Here is a 19,045-nt window from a genome sequence, read left to right on the forward strand (position 1 = left end):
TGGTACCGGGAGGGGAGGCTGAAGGCGTTCGACGAGGGAGGGCGCAAGGTGTACGATACGATAGCCGGCCGCAGGAGGCGGCTGGGGCTGGCCGCCTAGGCCGTCCGGAAAAACGTCCGCACCCCCTCTTCACCGCTTCAAACGAGAAAAATCAGCGGAACTCGGCGAGGCGCGGGCTCCCGCCTTCCCCGGCCTCCCGACGCATGCGGATGCGCACGCCCTCCGCCTCGGTGCCGTAGGTTCCGCAGAGCATCATGTGCGTGACGGCATCGAGCTGGTCGTCGGTGAGCGGCGCGCCCTCGTAGACGGCACGCGCAAAGCGCTCGAGCGGCTCGGCGAAGTCGAGGATTCCCAGCTCCAGGAGCTGCTCGCGGATGTAGCAACGGTCGAAAGAATAACCAAATGTCTTATTCATCACGATGACGTCCGCCAGCACACGCAGGCCGACGTCCTTGTACCGAGCGTGCTTGCACGCGTGCGCCATGAGGTAGACGTACTCGTCCTCGGGCGGGAGTGCGAGCTCCATGCCCGCGCCGCAGCCAATCGAGCTTTCATCCACTGGCCGCGCGAGCCGCCACGGGTCGCGGTAGTAGCCGGCGAACGACCACCGGTCGGAGAAGAGCCGGTCGTGCAGCTCGAAGCTGAGTCCGGGGTCCTTGACGAGGTGCAGGTGGCACTCCTCCGCGTCCGGGACGGGGGCGTAGCCCAGCCCTCCCATGACGCGCAGGGCACATTCGCGGAGCCGCGCAGCGCCTTCCCCAGAATCAACGCGGCTGAAACAGATACCGTGCCCGTCCATGCCAACCAGCCCGAAGAGGAGGTCGTTGTCCCCGACCTCGCGCATCGAGTAGTCGGAGTAGCGGGAGACGAGGCTCGCGCCCTTGAGCGGCAGCACGCTCAGGCCCTCCGCCCGCAGCGCCGCGCAGACCGCCGTGCGCTCCGCCTCGTATCGGACGTTGTGCAGCGCGACCATGTCCGAGAAGCGCTGGCAGGACTCGCGCACGCCACCGGGGATGCCATCGAGCCAGCGCGCGGCGTGCCAAATCAGCCCCAGGACGCTGTTGTCTCGCGCGCGAGAGACGACGTCCTCCCAGGAGAGCCCGTCAGGGAGAACCTCCGGCTCGCGATTCGAGAGCGCGCAGCCTATCAGGTGAACTAGGTAGCACGTCACCATCTGGTCAGGCTCGAGCCCATTCTCCATGGAGTTTCAACTCCTTCTCGGCATGCAGACCGGATCAACTTGGCCGCTACGTATAACTTCCGCTCTTCCTCCACACCATCTTGTCCACGATGCCGGTGTAGGACTGGACGATCTTCACGACCTTGGTGGAGACGGACTCGGTAGCGTAGTCGGGAACAGGCGCCTCTGGGTAGCTCCCCTCGGCGTCGAGCGCCACAGCGGTGCGCACCGCCTGCAGGAGCCCCCTCCCGGTGATGCCAGCGAGGGTGAAGCAGCCCCTCTCGAGCGCCTCGGGGCGCTCGGTGGAGGTCCTTATGCAGACCGCCGGGAACGGGTGCCCGACGCTCGCGAAGAAGCTCGACTCCTCGGGCAGGGTCCCGGAGTCCGAGACGACGCAGAAGGCGTTCATCTGCAGGCAGTTGTAGTCGTGGAAGCCCATGGGCTCGTGCATGCGCACGCGCGGGTCGAGCCTGAAGCCGGTCTCCTCGAGGCGCTTTCGGGAGCGCGGGTGGCAGCTGTAGAGGATCGGCATATCGTAGGCCTCGGCGAGCGCGTTGACGGCGGAGAAGAGCGAGCGGAAGTTCGCCTCGGTGTCGATGTTCTCCTCGCGGTGCGCCGAGAGCAGCATGTAGCGCTTAGGCTCGAGGCCGAGCTCCGCGAGGACGTTCGACACCTCGATCTTCTCCAGGTTCCTGTGGAGCACCTCGGCCATGGGGCTCCCCGTGACGAAGGTGCGCTCCGGGGCGCAGCCCGTGTCCTTGAGGTAGCGCCTTGCTTGCTCCGAGTAGGCGAGGTTCACGTCGGAGATCACGTCCACGATGCGGCGGTTGGTCTCCTCGGGCAGGCACTCGTCCCTGCAGCGGTTGCCTGCCTCCATGTGGAAGATCGGGACGTGGAGCCTCTTCGCCGGGATGACGGAGAGACAGGAGTTGGTGTCGCCGAGGACGAGCAGCGCGTCCGGCCTCACCTTCACCATGAGCTTGTAGGAGCGGTCGACGATGTTGCCGATGCTCTCGCCGAGGTCCCCGCCCGCGCAGTCGAGGTAGACGTCGGGGTCTGCGAGCTCGAGGTCGCGGAAGAAAATCCCGTTCAGCGTGTAGTCGTAGTTCTGGCCCGTGTGCGCCAACAGGCAGTCGAAGTGCCGGCGGCACTTCTTTATCACCTCGGAGAGGCGGATGACCTCGGGGCGGGTGCCCACGACGATGAGGAGCCTGAGGCGTCCGTCGCCCTTGAAGGAGACGTTCGAGTAGTCGATGGGCATGGCTTATACCTCCTCGTAATAGGTGTCGGGGCTTTCGGGGTCGAATGGCTCGCTTGCCCACATGAGGGTCACGAGGTCCTCGGTCTCGGAGAGGTTGGTGATGGAGTGCGTCATGCCGGGAGCCATGTCGACGACGAGGGGATCGGCGCCGGAGACGCGGTACTCGTCCGTCGGGTACGGCTCGCCCTCGGCGTCCATGCCGACGCGGCGCAGGCGGATCAGCGCCTCGCCCGAGACGACGAGGAAGCGCTCCCACTTGGACTGGTGCCAGTGGTTGCCCTTGGTGACTCCGGGCTTGGAGACGTTGATCGATACCTGCCCCCTGTCGGGGGTGCGCAGGAACTCGGTGAAGGATCCGCGGTCGTCCACGTTCGCATGGAGCGGGTAGGCGAGCGAGCCCCCTTCGTAGTAGCTCTCGAAGGTGCTCCAGAGCTTCTTGGAGAAGGAGCCCTCCTCGAGGCCGGGGACGCCGAGCGTCCTCCTCGACGCGGCGAAGCCCTCGAGCATCGCGACTATCTCCCCAAGGGTAGCCCGGTCGGTCGGGCCGGCGTGGCAGAACCCGCCCTCGGGGTCGGGAACCGCCTGCGCACCCTCGTAGCGGCAGCGCTCGACGTTTCCGATGAGCGCCTCCAGCATGGCGTCGACGAGGTCGCCCACCCAGAGGAGCTCAAGCTCCGTGGAGGGGTCGTCCACGTGGAACTCGCGCCCGTTGGCGATCGCATCGCAGAACGTGGCCACGGCAGAGTTGTACCTCGGACGGCACCACTTGCCGTAGAGGTTCGGGAACCGGTAGATCAGGACCGGGGCTCCCGTGCGCTCGGAATATTCCCTGAAAAGTTGCTCCCCGGCGAGCTTGGACTCGCCGTAGGCGCTCCCGGCGTAGCGGCCCTCGAGCGTCGCCTGGACCGAGCTCGAGAGCATGACCGGGCAGCGGTTCTCGTGGTGCTCGAGGAGGCCCAGGAGCTCCGAGGCGAAGCCGAAGTTGCCGCGCATGAAGTCGGCGGGGTCCTCCGGGCGGTTCACGCCCGCGAGGTTGAAGACGAAGTCGGCCTCGGAGCAGTAGAGCGAGAGCTCCTCGCGGGTTCCGTCCCGGTCGTACTCGAAGACGGTGAGGGGCAGCAGGGACTGGTAGCGAGGGCGGCGGTCTTTGCCGTCGCGGACGTTCTTGAGCGCCTCGCAGAGGTTCCTGCCCACGAACCCCTTGGCGCCGGTGACGAGTATCTTCACAATCTACTCCTTCTGGTTTTTCCCTACCATCTTGCTCTGCCCCAGCTTCCGAAGATGTCTGATGCAAGCAACTGGCTCTACGAACTGAAACGGAAGAATCGCAAGGACAGTGGCAAGCACGACTCCAATCCACCCGCCCAAGGCGTTGCATAGTGCCCATGAGAGGGGCACCATCAGGATTGCGGCAATCCCCATCAGCAAAAGCTGCACCTTGAAATACGAGAGCCCGTTTCCAATAGACGTGTTAACGTTCTGCAGGACAAATGCCACGGAGTACAAAGACATTATCGCCACATACCATAGGTTGACGGGAACACTGCTGTCTCCGAGCCACAGGTCGAACCCGAATTGGACGAATGGCGCGCTCACCAGGCAAACCGCGCCTACGCCCAACGCAAGAAGGAGGCATCTCTTATAGGTCGAGATGATCCAACCGTATCGCCCCTGCGTAGCGGCCATCGTCACTGCCGACCAAATGGGAACGAGCGCGATTGCAGCGATGGATCCGAGGGTGTAGTAGACCTTGTAGTAGATTTGGTACTCAACAACCTCGGAGGGGTCTCGGAAGAGTGAAATAAGAAGCGAGTGGGTGCTCGCCACGATCATCCAAGTTACCTGCAGCACGAGGATAACCAACCCCGTAGACAAAGTTCGTTTTGCGTAGATCCACTCGAACGAGCTCCAGCTCACCTTGGCTCCGAGCAGATTCTTTCGAAAGACGATCACCGTTGCAACCATCGGGGGAAGGATCATGCAAGCGACGTTGGCGAGGCCCAGCATTAGCAGGTTCGATTCATCGTTTGAGCCGGGCACCACCAAAATGAAAGCGAGTATGAGCGCGTTCGAGACTAAGCCGAGAGCGTTCACGACGGACGAGAGCTGAAGAGCATACAGAACTCCGTTGACCAGTTGGAGAAACAGCTGGAGAACGACCCCGATCCCTACGATTGCCATGCAAGCAGAAAGCGCACGCGAAGACACGAGCCCTTCCCCAATGTTCAGGACGGCGTTCCAAGGCACAAAAATCGCCAGCAGTGACACAATAATGGCAAGTAAGAGACAAACCACGCCCATCAGACGATACGACGAGCTGACATACCCGCCAGCTGCCTCCTTATCGTCTTTGACAAGCGCCGTGACAAGCTCGTTGCGAAGACCATTCCCGATTCCAAGGTCGAACATGAGCACCCACTGGAGCATCGTCTGGATGGTGTACCAGGTACCAAGTACCGTGCTGTTGTCGAAATACCTCATATAGGCAGGAACGGCAGCGAGCCCAACGAGCATGGAAAGCCCCTTCACCGCATAGGACCCCAGCGCGTTGAGTTTTATCGTCTTGTCGAGATTCGTTACGCCTATTTGCACTTTAGCTACTGCACCGCCTCGTTCTCGCGGCCCTCGAGGGCGAGCTGCACGTACTCGGCGGTCTTGATCTTCTCAACCGTCTCCTGAACGTTCAGGCGTCTGGTGTTGTGGCTCGTGTAGGGCTCGTCCGCCTGGGTCTTGACTTCGCCCTCCACGACGAACTGGTCGTAGTTGAGGTCGCGGGAGTCACAGCGGACGCGGAAGTACTCGCCCATGTCCTCGGCGCGCAGGCGCTCCTCGCGGGTCATGAGGGTCTCGTAGAGCTTCTCGCCGTGGCGCGTGCCGATGATCTGGGTGCCGGTGCGGCCGAAGACCTCCTGCACCGCCTCCGCGAGGTCGCCGATGGTGGATGCCGGCGCCTTCTGGATGAAGAGGTCGCCGGGCTCGGCGTGCTCGAAGGCGAACTGCACGAGGTCCACGGCCTCGTCGAGGTTCATGAGGAAGCGGGTCATGGCGGGGTCGGTCACCGTGAGCGGCTCGCCCTTCCTGATGCGGTCTATGAAGAGCGGGATCACGCTGCCGCGCGAGCACATGACGTTGCCGTAGCGCGTGCAGCAGATGGTGGTGCGCCCGGCGCCGTTCCTCGCGTTGGCGTAGATGATCGACTCCATCATGGCCTTGGACTTGCCCATGGCGTTGATGGGGTAGGCGGCCTTGTCCGTGGAGAGGCAGACCACGCGGTCCACGCCCTCGTCGATGGCGGCGTGCAGTACGTTGTCCGTGCCGATGACGTTGGTGCGCACGGCCTCCATGGGGAAGAACTCGCAGGAGGGCACCTGCTTGAGCGCCGCCGCGTGGAAAATGTAGTCCACGCCATGCATGGCGTCGCGCACGGACTGGGCGTTGCGGACGTCGCCGATGAAGAAGCGGACCTTGTGGGCCTCCTCCGGGTAGCGCTCCTGAAGCATGTGGCGCATGTCGTCCTGCTTCTTCTCGTCGCGCGAGAAGATGCGGATCTCGCCGATGTCGGACTTGAGGAAGTGCTTGAGCACGGTGTTGCCGAAGCTCCCCGTGCCGCCGGTTATCATGAGGGTCTTGCCGCCGAAGGCTGAGGTACCGATCATTTAAACGTCCTTTCATGAAAATGCTTTTCTTGCAGTGTTTGAATAAGCTCAACGGTGTAATTCGGAAAAGCCGCTGGGTAGATGCCCGATAGATCAATCTCAGTTCCGCTGAGCGCTTCCAGCTTCTGAATAAAGGCGGAAAATTCGGCGATGATATCCGCATGTTCCTCGCTCAAAACAAGGGCGAGCGGATATTTTTTCAAAAATGGCAGACAGCTGTCCTTTTGCCCGCGTGACAAATGAATGATCGGCTTTCCCGTAGACATGTATTTGAAGAGCTTGCTAGGAACGAGATAGGGACTTCGATTTCCTATGCTGAGAAGGATATCGGCATCTTCTATCGCTTTGTTACACTCCTCCAAAGAGAGGACTCCCAACCTATGTACGTTGGGTACTGAAGTTGCAAGGTCTCGTAGAATCTCCCCGTCATTGCCGGCAAATGAAATAGTCACTCTGCCTTCTTGGCAGTATTCCCTCATTCCTTCGACAAAGCGAGTGGGGTTTCTGTCAGGGTTGTACAGCGTCCCCGTGTAAAGTATCGAGATTACTTTGCCCTCTCTTGGATTCCAAGTAAACCGTACCGTATTTCTGCTCAGCAACGGAGGGTCGGCAAACGCCAGCTTCGGGTTGTTTTCCCCATGGATGCTTTTCGCCAGGGGCGAAGCAGACGTAAGGTACATCATTCCATCAAGTTCCTTACCGGCATCCGTCTCATATCGGACTGCAGATGCAGAGCTGATTTTTTTACATACCGCGTTTTTTTGCAAAACACCGACAGCCGTTGCATCTAGAAACCACCCTATTGCCGTGACATCGGGGTAGCGTCTCTTCAAAAACTTTGCAGCAAGTACCGCTTCCGCCGGATAGCTTACGGCAAGGACTAGTCTGACATTATTGGATTCAAAGACAGAGGCGGCTTTCTTCGCGTACCTATGGGCCCAGCGCAATGACCGAATCGGAAACCTGAAGATATTCATTGCTGCTATCGGCTTGTAAGATAGCTTCAAGAATCTTGTGAGAAACTGTGATCGCTTGACGCGTTTGAGAGCCGAATTAATCCCTATATCTCCCACAGACAGAAACTTGACATTAGATGCAACGTTTTCGACGGGTTCATCCGCTGCTATGACAATAACGTTGTAAATTCTTTCTAAAGCAGAAAGGATGGCCTGAACACACACTGAGTTTGCCGAAATGTATGGATACCAGTAATCGCAGAGGATGATGGCAGTGGGCTTACTACTCATTTCTGTGTCCCCTTTCAATTCTCTTGGTAGCAATTGAGGAGAGACCCATGAGCGCCCACGTCCAAGGCACCAACGTCATCCCATTGGTTGCTTGGCACACAAGTAGAATCAAGACTGCTACGCCGACGGCTAGATCTTCAATGTTCGAGTTCCTCGACAGGAGTGCCTTGCAATGTCGCGCGATGAGGGCAAAGTAGGCAATGACGCCAATAATGCCAACTTCTAGAAGAAGTCTAATTAAATAGCTGTGAGAGGCGACTTCTCCAACCTCATAAGCGAGAACGATGCTCTCGGTGTTCCACCCTGCTCCAATGGATACTGCATGCATGCAGAAAGTGCTTTCAGCATAGACTCCCAGCGGTCCATTGTTCCTGTGTCGCTTGACGTGAAGACATTTAAGTCCGCTATGGAGCTGATGACGGAGGAAAAGGCGGAAGCGATAAAATCTAGGTGCAGCACAACTACACATGCAAGTACGAACACGGCGACAATCGCAACAAGCACCCACCCCCTTCTCAACCTCAGCTCTTTAGAGTTGCTTCTATTCAGGTATGAGAGCAACAGCCAAGTGCTTGCCACAAGGATGAATAACACATTTGGAGACAATGAGGTTATGCAACAAAACATCGTGGCAATCAGCACCCCCGTTTTTGCCACGATCGACCGAAGAGAAACGAAGGCAACCGGAGCTAGGCATGCAAGAAATACCATCAGGTGAGAGGCCTCCAAAAAAAGGCCTTGAGCGCGAAAGGTGGGTAATCCATCAGCTCCTTCTGGGAGTGTTCCCCAGATGGACCAATCTGCTGAAACTGAAAAAGAACTCTGCGGAAACAAGTAGTACAGCGTAAAAAATGACCCTGAGTTATAGGCGATCATCTGAAGCAGGCTTACAAAGCCGTTAACCACTATACCTATCGCCATTCCTATGACTACATACTTCGAATAGTCTGCCAGCCGCACCACCGCGTAATACACCGCAACACCACAAAGAAGCACGACAAGCCCACGCATCACAACCAGAGGCGTCTCTAGAGGCAACTGAGCAGAGAAGGCATATATGGTTGCCGGGAATATAGACAGACAGGCAACAGCGACGAACACCCAAATCGAGCCGTCGACTAAATCTAGTTTAGCGCCCCCCTTGCTCCTATCCGAAAAGAACAGATATCCGCAGAGGATAAGAGCAAAGACGTATCCGATGTATACGCATGTGCTGCCTACGATGAACGCATACACCACGTTCGTAGATAGAGAAAGCCCAAATAACGCCATGGCGGCCTTGAGCCAACGTTTCCGCCTTACCGGGCCACTTTCAGCCCGCGACGAGTGCATCGCCATACGTTTATCGTGCTGCACGTTTTCCCCTAACCCAGTTACGGAACCGCGCAAGCACTGCGACAAGCCCGTAGCAACGCCTCGAACCAAGAAGGCACACCAACCTTGAATATCCATTGGAATAGCTGGTTGCACTACTAACAGTTTCTGTGAAGACTCGGCGCGAGAATACATCAGCAATAGCCGTCCGAATCGTTCGCCCATCCTCTGGAGCAGCCTGCGCGTTGTTGACCGAAACAACGAGGAGCTGAGCAACGTGCATAAAGCATGAAGCGTCCTTGGGTTTTTTCAGAACCTTCTCATAAAACGAGGCAACGTTCTCGGAAACTAGCTGCATCTGGTCAGTCATATTTGACTTATATCTCGTTGAATTCGACTCCGAAGTTGAGCGAAAGTACCGATAGCAGATGTCAGGAATCGCCGTAATTGAGGCACCGTGTGATAAACAGTCGAGAACGAACGATAAATCCTCATAGGAGCTGAGACGCTCGTCGAAACGAACACCACTTTTCCGAAGGAACTGAACGGAATATAGTTTGGAACAGCAACTTTGCAGATAGTTCTTAGCCCAAAGATCCTCAAAGTATTGACCGAGCCCTTCACCTTGAACTCCGAATGGAACGGTAAGCTGTCTTGCTAAAGATGAGACAATACTTCCTTTATCGTCAACGACATCAAAAGACATACCACCTGCAACGATATCAGCCACATTCGTACGTTTTAGGAGGGAGGAAATGGCATCTCGCGTCATTTCATCGTCGGCATCGCAAAATGTTATGAATTCACCCCTCGCCTTTTCAATGCCCATGTTACGTGCACTCGAGACGCCCGTGCGTCCTGACTCGACAAGGCGCACCCTACCGTCTAGTTGAGTTAATTCTTGGACGGCTTCGCACGTTCCATCTGAAGAACCGTTGTCCACTACGATAACTTCAATAATTGAATATGTCTGCCGTAAGACAGATTCGACACTATTTCGAATCACAGAAGCTGCGTCGAGTGCAGGAATAATTATGCTAACAAGCGCTTCGGAAATCATCGATACGCCTCCGCTCGATTCAGGTAAAAAGACTCGAGTCGCATCGCCGACTCTTGCACATCAAAGCCAGCCCTCCTGACGTTTTCCGAACCGCCATCCCGATCATTCTTCTCAAATGATTCAGCTACCTTTGTGGCCCACTGAATAACAGATGCGCCAAGCGAGAGCCGAGTGATACTTGATCCATCCATATCGCAATCTGTCGGGATCGAGTCGGAGATCACGCACGGCAGCCCCGCCGCCTGCGCCTCCACGAGCACGAGAGGAAGTCCCTCGTAGAGCGAGGGCATGAGGAAGACGTCCATCGCCTGCATCAGGTCGGGCACGTCCGAGCGGACGCCGAGGAACTTGACCGAATCCGAAATGCCAAGATCAGCTGCCTGCTGTTCTCGCACCGCGCGCAGCTCGCCGTCCCCGATGAGCAGCAGGACCGCATCCGGTCGGAGCCTCAAAACCTCCGCAAAGACATCGAGAATGAACGCATGGTTCTTCTGCGGCATGAACCTACCGACATGGCCTATGACGAGCGTTCCTTCGGGAACGCCGAGATCTCTCCTCGTGCGCTCCCTCCTGGTCCCGTCGAAGGCGTACTCGTCCACGTCGATGGCGTTCCGCACGACCGTGAAGTCGTCGGTGCCGAACATCCACCTGCCCGCCTCGACGCCACAGGCGAACAGGTCGGTGGCCTCCCGACGAATAAACCGTTTGCAAAGCATCTTAATCGGATACTTGATATCCCGGTCCTGACGGCTGTTGTGCGAGTGAGCGATTCGCACAACAGTCCCGTGCCGCCTGGCGGCAGCGAGGGGAAGCGCGCTCATGCAATCAATATGGGAATGCACGACACGATATGGATGCCCCGAGAAGAACCCGTCGATCGCTCTGAGATAACGGAGATCGAGCGGATTGCACCTTGGGACGCGGTAGATTCTGCCCCCTAGGCGTTTTATCTCATCGTCGTAAGCGAAATCGCCCTCCCGGTGGCACAGGAAGTCGAACTGAACGCGTGCGCGGTCGACATTGCGGTACATGTTCATGATGAAGGTCTCCAGACCGCCGCGTTCCATCTTTGTGACGACCTGAAGGACACGAAGGGGCTCGGTCATCTACGCCGCCTCCCTAATGCAAAATATTCTCTCGTAGACCTTTGCGGTAGCAGCAATAGCGGAATCAAGCCCGAAAGCAGCAGCCCTCTGCCTGAGAGAGGCTGAATCGACTGGGTATCCGTCGCTAACAATAGACATAATCTGCTTTGCCAAACTTCTTGAATCAGATCCCCGCACCACAAACCTATGCCCAAGGTCGCCCAAAACGTCAGAGCAGCCGCGCGCGTCAGACGTTAGAGCAGGAGACCCCGTCGCAAGTGCCTCAATAAGGGAGACGGGCAGCCCCTCTCGCTTTGAAGGAAGGCAGAAGAGGTCACACGCGTTCAGGATGGCCGCGATATCCTTCCTGAAACCCAGGAAGACAACGCGGTCGAACACGCCAAGGCGTACAGCCAACTCACTCAATTCCTGACGAAGAGGGCCCTCACCGGCTATGCAGACCTTCACTCTGTCCGGCAGGCACGGCAATGCCTCGATTAAAGCTTTGTGATTCTTGTTCGCATTGAGATCACTTATGGCGAGGACGATATAGTCATCCATGCTGTATCCGAGCTCAGCGCGTGTCAGCATCGAGCACCTCCCCGACGTAGATCTTGCTGGTCGAGGCAAGGGCTTCATCCAGACCAAAGCGGCAAACCGAGGAAACTGCCCCGGCAATCAAACGGCCGCGCAGCTCACCATCATCCATAAGCTCGGACACCGCTGCGGCAATGGAGGCCGGCTCTGAGTCCGGGAGCAAGAGCCCGCTGACATGATCGTCGAGCAGGTCGGGGTCAATGCCGCGAATCGGGCTCGCCACGACAGGTAGCCCAGAGGCCATCGCCTCCATGACGGACACGGGGAGCCCCTCGTGAACCGACGGGAAGACGAGACAGTCGCAGGCATGCATGATCTCCGCCATGTCGTCACGAAAGCCGAGGAGGGCGAGCCGGTCGGACACCCCAAGCTGCCCGGCGAGAGACAGGAGGTTCTCGCGCTCGGGACCCTCCCCGCACACGATCAGCTTCGTATTCGCTGACAGGAGCGGCAGGGCGCGGACGATGGCGGCCTGGTTCTTGCGCGGTATGAGGTCGCCGACCGACAGCAGGGCGAAGTCGCCCGGGGCGAGCCCAAGCTCTTCGCGCTTGGCACCGGCGCACTTCACGGCGGCGAAGCGCGAGAGGTCAACGCCAACGCCGGGCACGTACTCCACCCGGCAGTGCGCGAACCCCTTCGCGCGCTCATAGTCCTCGTGGTTGATGGTTATCAGCACGTCCGTGAACCGGGACATGAACCGCTCGACCGGGTACCACAGCAGCCAGTTCGCAAGCGGGGCACCCTTGTAGAAGTGGAACCCGTGTGCGGTGTAGACGACCCTCGTCCCCGCTTTTCGCGCATCGCGCGCCGCGAGGCGGGTGAGCACCCCACCCACAGGCGTGTGGGTGTGCACGAGGTCGAAGCGCTCCTCTGCGAAGAGCCTCCTGAGCTCACGGTACGCGACGAGCGTCTGCTTCGAGAACGGGCTGCGTGCGAAGTCGATGTTCACGAAGTGATCGCAGTAGGGAATCTCGCAGTTCTTGTCGGGGTAGTCGTTCTTCGCGGCAACCCATGTTTCCCAGCCCCGCTCCTTGAACCATCTCAGGTAAGGGATGTGGAACTTGGCGATATGGCCACGAACGAGCGTGGCGGAGAACAGGACCCTTCCGCTGCTGGGAAAGCTCATCGCGCGCCCTCCCCGGTCCTTACCACGCCGAGAGTGCGCAGTATGATCTTGAGGTCCAGCAGGGCGCTTCTGTGCTCGATGTACTCAAGGTCGAGCACGATCTTCTCCTTGGGCAGCAGGTCGTAGCCACCCGTCACCTGCGCGAGTCCGGAAAGGCCCGGGCGTACGAGCGTCCTGTAGTGCCAGCCATGGATGCGTTTCTCGAACTCCTCGCAGAACGCGGGGCGCTCGGGCCTGGGCCCGATGAGGCTCATGTCGCCCTTGAGGATGTTAACGAACTGGGGGACCTCGTCGATTCTCCTCTCTCGCATGAAGCGGCCGAACGGCGTGACGCGCGGGTCGTCTCCTGACGCCCAGCGCGCGCCGCGCGACTCGGCGTCCACGTACATGGAGCGGAACTTATAGACATTGAAGGGCCTGCCGCCCCTACCGACGCGCTCCTGGGCGTAGATCACCGGGCCTGGCGACTCTGACTTGATCTTCGCCGCGATGACGAGCATCGGTATGGCGAGCACAATGAGCGCTGCGCCGGTAGCGCAGACGTCGAAGGCGCGCTTGGCGAAGCGGTAGCCGAGGCCGCCTGCGATCACTGGCTCGTCCAGCTCGATGACGTCGTTGCCCGGAAGGAGCTTCTCGAGCACGTCGGCTGGGATGCCGTTCTCGCGGAGCTTGGGCTCATGCTTGCCAGCCTCGCCGAGCTCTGCCGCCTCCCGGCGGAGCTCCGGGGAGACGCCGTAAGCCAACGGGGCAGGCCTATCGTTTGGTGCGTGAAGTGGCCTAGCAGAATGCTTGTCAGGCCTCATCTTTCCGAGTCTCATCACTGTTGGCTCAAACCCCTCATTGGATTCCGTGATTAGCTCAGGGTTATTGATCTGAGCGCGGGCATAATTAAGACAGCCTCTTTCAAACCGCACTCGAGTGCGCTAGTGTTCTGGTTGATTCGCTGGTCGATGGAAGCGGAGTATCGATTGCGTCCTAGGCGCCTTTCAGACGCGACCGTCGAAGCCTTCTTCATGACGTTGTCTGCCATCTATGCCACCGCCCTGAGGCCCCGGAGGGAAGCCGCGCCACGGGCGCAGAGAGACCGTCTCCGGGCGGCCCCGAGACCCCCGAAAACGGCAAAAGACAAGAATTGGAAGCTGGTATAATGGGTTTGCGCAACCAGGAAAGGTTCCGGGCGACGCTCGCATTTATGCAGGTCAAGTGAGGAATTTACTGGATGCGATAAGGATTTGGTCGGCTCCCCGTCGCCCGGTGTCCCTATTATTACCGGAGCCAGGCGACGGTCACGCATCCAGCGGCCGAATGGGGTGACCCTGGGGTCCTCGTCGGTTGCCCACTGCGCGCCGCGCTTCTCGGCATCGATATACATGCTGCGAAACTTGTAGACGTCGAACTCGCGACCATTAAGGCCCACGCGACGCTGTGCGTAGATGACGGGGCCAGGGGACTCCAGCTTGATCTTGATAGCTACAATACTCATGGGTATAGCGAGGACGATGAGGGCAATGCCGCACGAACACACATCGAATACGCGCTTCACAAAGCGATACCCCAAACCACCCGCGACCTCCGGCTCCTCAAGCACGATGACCTCATCGCCGGGAAGCAGCTTCGTCAGCACCTCGTCGGGAATGCCGTTCTCGCGCAGGTGAGGCTCGTGCCGCGCAACGACATCGAGCTTTACGGCTTCGCGCCGGACGTCAGCAGGTACGTGCTCGGCAACTGCAGCTGCGGATATGGCCTCCCGCGCTTCGGCTACTACAGTCGCCATGTCCTCAGAGGGCATTTATGCCACCGCCAAAGTTAAGCCAGATGCGAAGTTGGCCTCATTCGACATACCATCGGCATGCCGCCAAAAGCCTCTTGCCAAATTATCGAGCATGAGATTGTCTCTCCCTGCGATTTCGCAGGCTATTTCGACGTGATACCTCCTGCGACCAAATCCAGTCGCAACGATGTAAACCGTCATCCCCGTCATGCGGAACAGCCGGTAGGAGCCGTCCCTGCGCACGCGCCCGACGCGCCATTGGGAGTACAGCGGCCCGGTCCCAGGGCTCTTCGCGCAGATGACGGCGCAGAGGAAAGCGCCCGGCACGAGCAGGAGGGCAAGGGCCACTCCAGAGACGAGCACATCGAAGACCCGCTTGACGAAGCGATAGCCGCACCGCGACAGATCGGGGCGCATGCCGGAATCGCGCTTGGTCAGAAACCGCATCGCTTCGGCATCAGCAGCGCATCCCTCCACCCCACGCCCCAAGCGCGAGGACGCCCCAAGCACGTCGGCCTCGTCGAACCCCTCACACGCTCTGCTTGGCAATTACCATCAACCCTATCGGCACTTCTTTTTTCCTCCCCAGGAAGTCCATCTCCACGTACGCCGTCGCGCGGCGGCGGTCGATGCGCTTGACCTGGAACCAGCGATCCTTCAGCGGGCCCTCCACAACGACCACCTCGTCCCCGGCCTTGACGGCTTTCGACAGGGGGATAACGCGGTCCGCGCCCTGCGCGTGCCGCCCGATCCAAGCGACCTCGTCCTTGTCCAAGGGGGTGAAACCTCGCTCGTTGCGCAGAAGCCTCGTGAAGCCGGGCACGCGCCGAAGCGCCTCGTCCAGCTTGCGGGGAGCGTCGGTGACCGCCACCACGTAGCCCGGCAAGAGCAGCCGCTCCACGCTCTGCCACTCTCCGCGGATTTTCCTTTGCGTTCGCCATCGAGGGCTGAAGCACTCTTCGAGCACGCCTGATCCCGCCATCCGCCGCAATGCGGCGACGACCGCGTTCTCTTGCCCGCCCCTCACCTGCACCACGTACCAATCGGCCATGAGGCACTCCGTTCTGCGCACAGGCGCCAAGCATGGCTTCGCCATACGGCAACACCCGCGCAAAGCAAGGCTATTCATCCCCTTGGACCGAACAAGACACGCCACAGGCGCTGCCCTTCCCATCCAAGATATGTCCGTCGCGGTTTCCCGCAGGCGAATCTCCCGCTACGGTGCGATGCCGCCAGGAGAGCCGCCTGCGAAAAGCCCCAAGTCAATCAGGAGCCTCGCCCGCACGGGGCGCGACCCCTCGTCGTCCGAAGTTAGCTCTTCGACAGCACGCTCAAAGCCGCCTTCAGAAGAAACCCCTCGTCGCCTCCGCCAAGGGCCACGAACGCCAAGCGCTTGCGACGATCGATCTTGCGGACGATCCGCTCGCTTCCTCTGAGCGGACCGCGTTCGACCGTGAGCACTCCCTGGTCGATGCGGCCCTCGCTCGCCCGTAGGACGTGCGAGGCGTCGAGCGTCGACTCCAGCCACGATTGCACTCCTGCCGCGAGCGGCGCGTACGCGCGCCCTCGTCTGCCGACGATGGGCGCAGCGAACGAAAGCCTCCCGAGCGCCTTCGCAAGTGCCTCCGCATCGCGCGTCGCCACGAAGACGTATTCGGCGAACAGAGGCGCCGTCTCGATGCGCCAAACGCCGCCCCGCTTGACGTAGCGCTCGTAGCGGGAGGCGATGCAGTCCTCCAAAAGAGCGGGGTCGAGCGCCTTGCGGCACTTCTCGGCAAAGGAAGCCTCGCGTCCAGCCGGCACGTGAACGGCGTACCACCGCACCGCTCCGTCGGAAGGACATTGATCAGGCAAAGAGGAGAGGGGGATCGCGACCGCCGACGCATCCGCACGCATGCCGCACCTCCCATCCTTCCACCTCTCGCGCATGCGGCAAAACGTAGACTTTTTGCCGTTCTGATGAGACAATAGGCAGCACTTGCAAACGAGCAGGTTGCGAGTGCTTGGTCGTGAGGAAAGCCCTCTCGAAGTGGCGCGGACAAAAAGTCTACGTTTTGCCCACGAATAACCACCGTTTCAGCACCAAGTTTTTTCTTTGAGCCCCCCCCCCCCGAACAGGCTTTTTGCCGTCACGGGCAAGCGCGATCGGGGGCAATTCTCGAACGGCTTTGCACACTTTTGCGCGATCTTAACGCGGACGCGCCGATATTTACGCGCCGTTGACGCCTCGTGGGCTATCTTCGCTTCGGAAGCATGGAAGGAGGTCGTCGCCGCTTTATGATCCCACGGTTGACGCGCGCCGGCGTGAGGGCCGTAGCGCACCACCTCGGAGCGCTCGCGCAGCTGCTTGCCGCATGCATGGCGGCCCCAACGCTCGTCGCAGTCGCATCGTCCGAATGGGAGCCGGCGGCGCGCTACCTCCTTTCAAGCGGACTCTGCCTCATCGTAGGCGCAGCGCTGCGGTTCGCTGCATTGGAAAAACCCCGCCTCGACCGAACCCAAGCTATCGCGGTGACCGGAATCGCCTGGGTGTTCCTCTCGCTCCTCGCCGCCGTGCCGTTATGGCTGTCGGGGCATTTCGGCGGGTACTTCGACGCGCTGTTCGAATGCGTCTCGGCGCTCACCACCACCGGCGTCTCCCTCGCACAAGACCTCCCGCACCTCTCGAACGCCGACAACACCTGGCGTTTCGCACTGCAACTTGTCGGCGGGCTGGGATTCATCGTGGTCGCTCTGTCCCTTGGTTTGTTCGGACGGCGCATCGACGCCAGCCTGTACACCTCTGAAGGCCGCAGCGAGCGGTTCATCCCCCAGGTTGCCGAAACGGCGCGCTTCATCGCCCGGACAACACTCGCCATCGTCGTCGGCGCAGCAGTCGCCCTCGGCTTTCTCTGCCTCGCTGCGGGAATGGAGACCGGGCGCGCGGCCCTGCACGGCGTCTGGCTGAGCATTGCCGCGTTCGCCACCGGAGGGTTCGCGCCCATGCCTTCGAGCGTGACGTACTACCATTCGTTCGCCATCGAGATCGTGCTCATGGTGACCATGCTGCTCGGCGCCCTCAACTTCGCGCTGCTCCTCGGCGCGCGGCGCGGACGGATCGACGAGATTGGCCGCGACAGCGAAGTGCGCACCGGAGCAATATGGATCGCGGCAATGACCGCGCTGTTCACGGTGGCGGCATGCGGCAGCGCAACGTTCTCCGACACATCCACGCTGCTGCGCCAAGGAACGTTCACCATCATCTCGACGCTCACCACCACCGGCTTTCAAACGCTTTCGACGAATCAGCTGATGCAGGTGCTCCCTTCCGGCGCGCTGCTCGTGCTCGTGCTGCTCATGGCCGTGGGCGGCTGCGCGGGCAGCACGGCGGGAGGCCTCAAGCTCCACCGGCTGAGCATCGTGGCCAAATCGATCTCCGTCACCTGTCGAAAAGCCCTCGTGCCCGAATCGGCCCGGATGGCGGCCGAATACCATCATTTTGGCCGACGCACGCTCGATGACAACGTGTCGAAAGAGGCCATGACCGTGTTCGTCCTATTCACGGCCACATGTGCTCTTGGTGCGCTCGCCGGTGTCGCCCACGGACAAGACGGACTGACAGCCATCGTGGACTCCGTGGCGATGACCAGCAACGGCGGGGTGTTCTCCGGCATCGTGTCCTGCGACATGCCCGCTTCCCTGGAGTTCGTCTACCTCGTCCAAATGCTGGCCGGACGCCTGGAATTCGTCACCTTCGCAGCCATCGTTATCGAGATCGTCGCCACCATCGTGCCGCATCGGCGCATGCCGCATGGCCAGCGAAGCGCCTCTGCGCCGCATGCGGGCGGCGACAGGAGCCGACCGTAGCGGAATCGGCCCGCGACGGAAACGGGGATCATCAAGCGCGAAACGCCTCGGAAGCGCTTTGAAGGCGCCTCGGGGCCTTTCAAGAGCCTTCCCGATCGCATCTGAGCCACCGCTCGAACGTCCTCACACTCACGCCCAGACGCGCGGCTGCCTCCTTGCCCGTGAGCATGCCCGCCAAACGCTCCCTCTTGACGGCCTGGTACGCCGCCGGACGCGGAATGGCCGGTCGACCGAACTGCACGCCCCGCGCTTTCGCCGAAGCTATCCCCTCGGCTTGGCGCTGCCGGGTGTTCTCGCGCTCCACCTGTGCGACGTAGCTGAGCACCTGCAGCACCACGTCGGCCAGAAACGCCCCGGTGACGTCGCCGCGGCGCTCGCGCGTGTCCAGCAGCGGCATGTCGAGCACCACCACGGCCGCCCTCCGCTCCTTCGTGATGCGCCGCCATTCCTCAAGCGTCTCGTCGTAGCTTCGTCCCAACCGATCGATGCTCTTCACCACGAGCACATCCCCCGGCCCAAGCCGCCTGAACAGCGCCCGATACCCTGGGCGGTCGAAGTCCTTCCCACTCGCCTTGTCCACGTAGACGTTCGCGCGCGCCACCGGAAACGCATCGAGCGCATCGAGTTGTCGGGCAAGGCTTTGGTCGCGCGCCGACACGCGCGCGTATCCGTACACCACGCTCTGCGAACGTTCCGTCTTTTGGTCTGCCACGTCGGCCCCTCTCTACTTCGGATTGTCCGTCTCCCGCGCCTTGCGCCACTCGCGCAAGGCCGAACTCCCCGAAAGCGTAGCCAAAACGACCTGCGAACCCTCCTGCCCGACATTTCCCGGCATCCTGAAGCGATCCCCGGCGCCCAAAGCGCCCTGCGATCCCCGCCGCCTCGAACCACAACTCCCCCGC

The 19,045-nt window shown here is 60.3% G+C and carries 18 protein-coding genes; 1 reads left to right on the top strand and 17 read right to left on the bottom strand.

What is annotated here, in order from left to right; translation table 11 throughout:
- Nucleotides 1–151: 151 nt before the first annotated feature.
- The 16 genes from C2L80_RS10010 to C2L80_RS10085 form a co-directional block, all read right to left on the bottom strand.
- A complete protein-coding gene (locus C2L80_RS10010) occupies nucleotides 152–1,201 on the bottom strand; it encodes a nucleotidyltransferase domain-containing protein (RefSeq protein ID WP_103263133.1) in 1,050 nt (349 codons plus the stop codon).
- 46 nt (nucleotides 1,202–1,247) lie between these two features.
- A complete protein-coding gene (locus C2L80_RS10015) occupies nucleotides 1,248–2,441 on the bottom strand; it encodes a UDP-N-acetyl glucosamine 2-epimerase (RefSeq protein ID WP_103263134.1) in 1,194 nt (397 codons plus the stop codon).
- 3 nt (nucleotides 2,442–2,444) lie between these two features.
- A complete protein-coding gene (locus C2L80_RS10020) occupies nucleotides 2,445–3,668 on the bottom strand; it encodes a polysaccharide biosynthesis C-terminal domain-containing protein (protein WP_103263135.1) in 1,224 nt (407 codons plus the stop codon).
- A 3-nt stretch (nucleotides 3,669–3,671) separates the two neighbouring features.
- Nucleotides 3,672–4,955: an MATE family efflux transporter gene (locus C2L80_RS10025; protein WP_129589936.1), complete on the bottom strand. Its 1,284-nt coding sequence runs from the start codon at nucleotides 4,953–4,955 to the stop codon at nucleotides 3,672–3,674.
- A gap of 83 nt (nucleotides 4,956–5,038) precedes the next feature.
- Nucleotides 5,039–6,097 (bottom strand): polysaccharide biosynthesis protein, encoded by a 1,059-nt coding sequence (locus C2L80_RS10030; RefSeq protein ID WP_103263137.1) that lies wholly within the window; start codon nucleotides 6,095–6,097, stop codon nucleotides 5,039–5,041.
- Nucleotides 6,094–7,344 carry a glycosyltransferase family protein gene (locus C2L80_RS13740; protein WP_129589937.1) on the bottom strand — a complete coding sequence of 417 codons (1,251 nt, stop codon included), beginning with the start codon at nucleotides 7,342–7,344 and terminating at the stop codon, nucleotides 6,094–6,096. The genes C2L80_RS10030 and C2L80_RS13740 overlap by 4 nt, the downstream gene beginning before the upstream one ends.
- A 237-nt stretch (nucleotides 7,345–7,581) precedes the next feature.
- On the bottom strand, nucleotides 7,582–8,616 hold the full coding sequence (locus C2L80_RS10040; RefSeq protein ID WP_103263139.1) for a hypothetical protein: 1,035 nt from the start codon (nucleotides 8,614–8,616) through the stop codon (nucleotides 7,582–7,584).
- Nucleotides 8,617–8,686: 70 nt separating this feature from the next.
- Nucleotides 8,687–9,718 carry a glycosyltransferase family 2 protein gene (locus C2L80_RS10045; protein WP_103263140.1) on the bottom strand — a complete coding sequence of 344 codons (1,032 nt, stop codon included), beginning with the start codon at nucleotides 9,716–9,718 and terminating at the stop codon, nucleotides 8,687–8,689.
- The gene (locus tag C2L80_RS10050; RefSeq protein ID WP_103263141.1) at nucleotides 9,715–10,824 is read right to left on the bottom strand and encodes a glycosyltransferase family 1 protein; all 1,110 of its coding nucleotides are present in this window, start codon (nucleotides 10,822–10,824) and stop codon (nucleotides 9,715–9,717) included. Before C2L80_RS10050 ends, C2L80_RS10045 begins: the two co-directional genes overlap by 4 nt.
- The gene (locus C2L80_RS10055; RefSeq protein ID WP_157941060.1) at nucleotides 10,825–11,364 is read right to left on the bottom strand and encodes a glycosyltransferase; all 540 of its coding nucleotides are present in this window, start codon (nucleotides 11,362–11,364) and stop codon (nucleotides 10,825–10,827) included. It abuts the gene before it with no gap.
- A gap of 13 nt (nucleotides 11,365–11,377) precedes the next feature.
- On the bottom strand, nucleotides 11,378–12,526 hold the full coding sequence (locus tag C2L80_RS10060; RefSeq protein ID WP_103263143.1) for a glycosyltransferase family 4 protein: 1,149 nt from the start codon (nucleotides 12,524–12,526) through the stop codon (nucleotides 11,378–11,380).
- Nucleotides 12,523–13,269: a sugar transferase gene (locus C2L80_RS10065; protein ID WP_204600576.1), complete on the bottom strand. Its 747-nt coding sequence runs from the start codon at nucleotides 13,267–13,269 to the stop codon at nucleotides 12,523–12,525. The genes C2L80_RS10060 and C2L80_RS10065 overlap by 4 nt, the downstream gene beginning before the upstream one ends.
- 287 nt (nucleotides 13,270–13,556) lie before the next feature.
- The gene (locus C2L80_RS10070) at nucleotides 13,557–14,300 is read right to left on the bottom strand and encodes a sugar transferase (protein WP_204600578.1); all 744 of its coding nucleotides are present in this window, start codon (nucleotides 14,298–14,300) and stop codon (nucleotides 13,557–13,559) included.
- 15 nt (nucleotides 14,301–14,315) lie between these two features.
- Complete coding sequence (locus C2L80_RS10075; protein WP_129589939.1) at nucleotides 14,316–14,774, bottom strand: sugar transferase; 459 nt, start codon at nucleotides 14,772–14,774, stop codon at nucleotides 14,316–14,318.
- 52 nt (nucleotides 14,775–14,826) lie between these two features.
- Nucleotides 14,827–15,348, bottom strand: coding sequence for an antiterminator LoaP (loaP, locus tag C2L80_RS10080; protein ID WP_157941061.1), 522 nt, complete (start codon nucleotides 15,346–15,348; stop codon nucleotides 14,827–14,829).
- Between the two features lie 260 nt (nucleotides 15,349–15,608).
- Nucleotides 15,609–16,193 (bottom strand): transcription termination/antitermination NusG family protein, encoded by a 585-nt coding sequence (locus C2L80_RS10085; RefSeq protein ID WP_087194836.1) that lies wholly within the window; start codon nucleotides 16,191–16,193, stop codon nucleotides 15,609–15,611.
- 381 nt (nucleotides 16,194–16,574) lie between these two features.
- On the opposite strand from C2L80_RS10085, the gene C2L80_RS10090 reads away from it, so the two are divergent.
- Complete coding sequence (locus tag C2L80_RS10090; protein ID WP_103263145.1) at nucleotides 16,575–18,143, top strand: TrkH family potassium uptake protein; 1,569 nt, start codon at nucleotides 16,575–16,577, stop codon at nucleotides 18,141–18,143.
- A 79-nt stretch (nucleotides 18,144–18,222) separates the two neighbouring features.
- Here C2L80_RS10090 and C2L80_RS10095 read toward each other — a convergent pair whose 3' ends face one another.
- On the bottom strand, nucleotides 18,223–18,855 hold the full coding sequence (locus tag C2L80_RS10095) for a recombinase family protein (RefSeq protein WP_087195195.1): 633 nt from the start codon (nucleotides 18,853–18,855) through the stop codon (nucleotides 18,223–18,225).
- Nucleotides 18,856–19,045 lie beyond the last annotated feature (190 nt).

This window comes from Rubneribacter badeniensis (assembly GCF_002899695.1).
GTDB lineage: Bacteria > Actinomycetota > Coriobacteriia > Coriobacteriales > Eggerthellaceae > Rubneribacter > Rubneribacter badeniensis.

Coding starts and splice junctions, on each gene's coding strand:
- C2L80_RS10010 (WP_103263133.1), bottom strand. CDS start 1,201: ATGGAGAATGGGCTCGAGCCTGACCAGATGGTGACGTGCTACCTAGTT.
- C2L80_RS10015 (WP_103263134.1), bottom strand. CDS start 2,441: ATGCCCATCGACTACTCGAACGTCTCCTTCAAGGGCGACGGACGCCTC.
- C2L80_RS10025 (WP_129589936.1), bottom strand. CDS start 4,955: ATGCTCGTTGGGCTCGCTGCCGTTCCTGCCTATATGAGGTATTTCGAC.
- C2L80_RS10030 (WP_103263137.1), bottom strand. CDS start 6,097: ATGATCGGTACCTCAGCCTTCGGCGGCAAGACCCTCATGATAACCGGC.
- C2L80_RS13740 (WP_129589937.1), bottom strand. CDS start 7,344: ATGAGTAGTAAGCCCACTGCCATCATCCTCTGCGATTACTGGTATCCA.
- C2L80_RS10040 (WP_103263139.1), bottom strand. CDS start 8,616: ATGGCGTTATTTGGGCTTTCTCTATCTACGAACGTGGTGTATGCGTTC.
- C2L80_RS10045 (WP_103263140.1), bottom strand. CDS start 9,718: ATGATTTCCGAAGCGCTTGTTAGCATAATTATTCCTGCACTCGACGCA.
- C2L80_RS10050 (WP_103263141.1), bottom strand. CDS start 10,824: ATGACCGAGCCCCTTCGTGTCCTTCAGGTCGTCACAAAGATGGAACGC.
- C2L80_RS10055 (WP_157941060.1), bottom strand. CDS start 11,364: ATGGATGACTATATCGTCCTCGCCATAAGTGATCTCAATGCGAACAAG.
- C2L80_RS10060 (WP_103263143.1), bottom strand. CDS start 12,526: ATGAGCTTTCCCAGCAGCGGAAGGGTCCTGTTCTCCGCCACGCTCGTT.
- C2L80_RS10070 (WP_204600578.1), bottom strand. CDS start 14,300: ATGGCGACTGTAGTAGCCGAAGCGCGGGAGGCCATATCCGCAGCTGCA.
- loaP (WP_157941061.1), bottom strand. CDS start 15,348: ATGGCCGATTGGTACGTGGTGCAGGTGAGGGGCGGGCAAGAGAACGCG.
- C2L80_RS10085 (WP_087194836.1), bottom strand. CDS start 16,193: ATGCGTGCGGATGCGTCGGCGGTCGCGATCCCCCTCTCCTCTTTGCCT.
- C2L80_RS10090 (WP_103263145.1), top strand. CDS start 16,575: ATGATCCCACGGTTGACGCGCGCCGGCGTGAGGGCCGTAGCGCACCAC.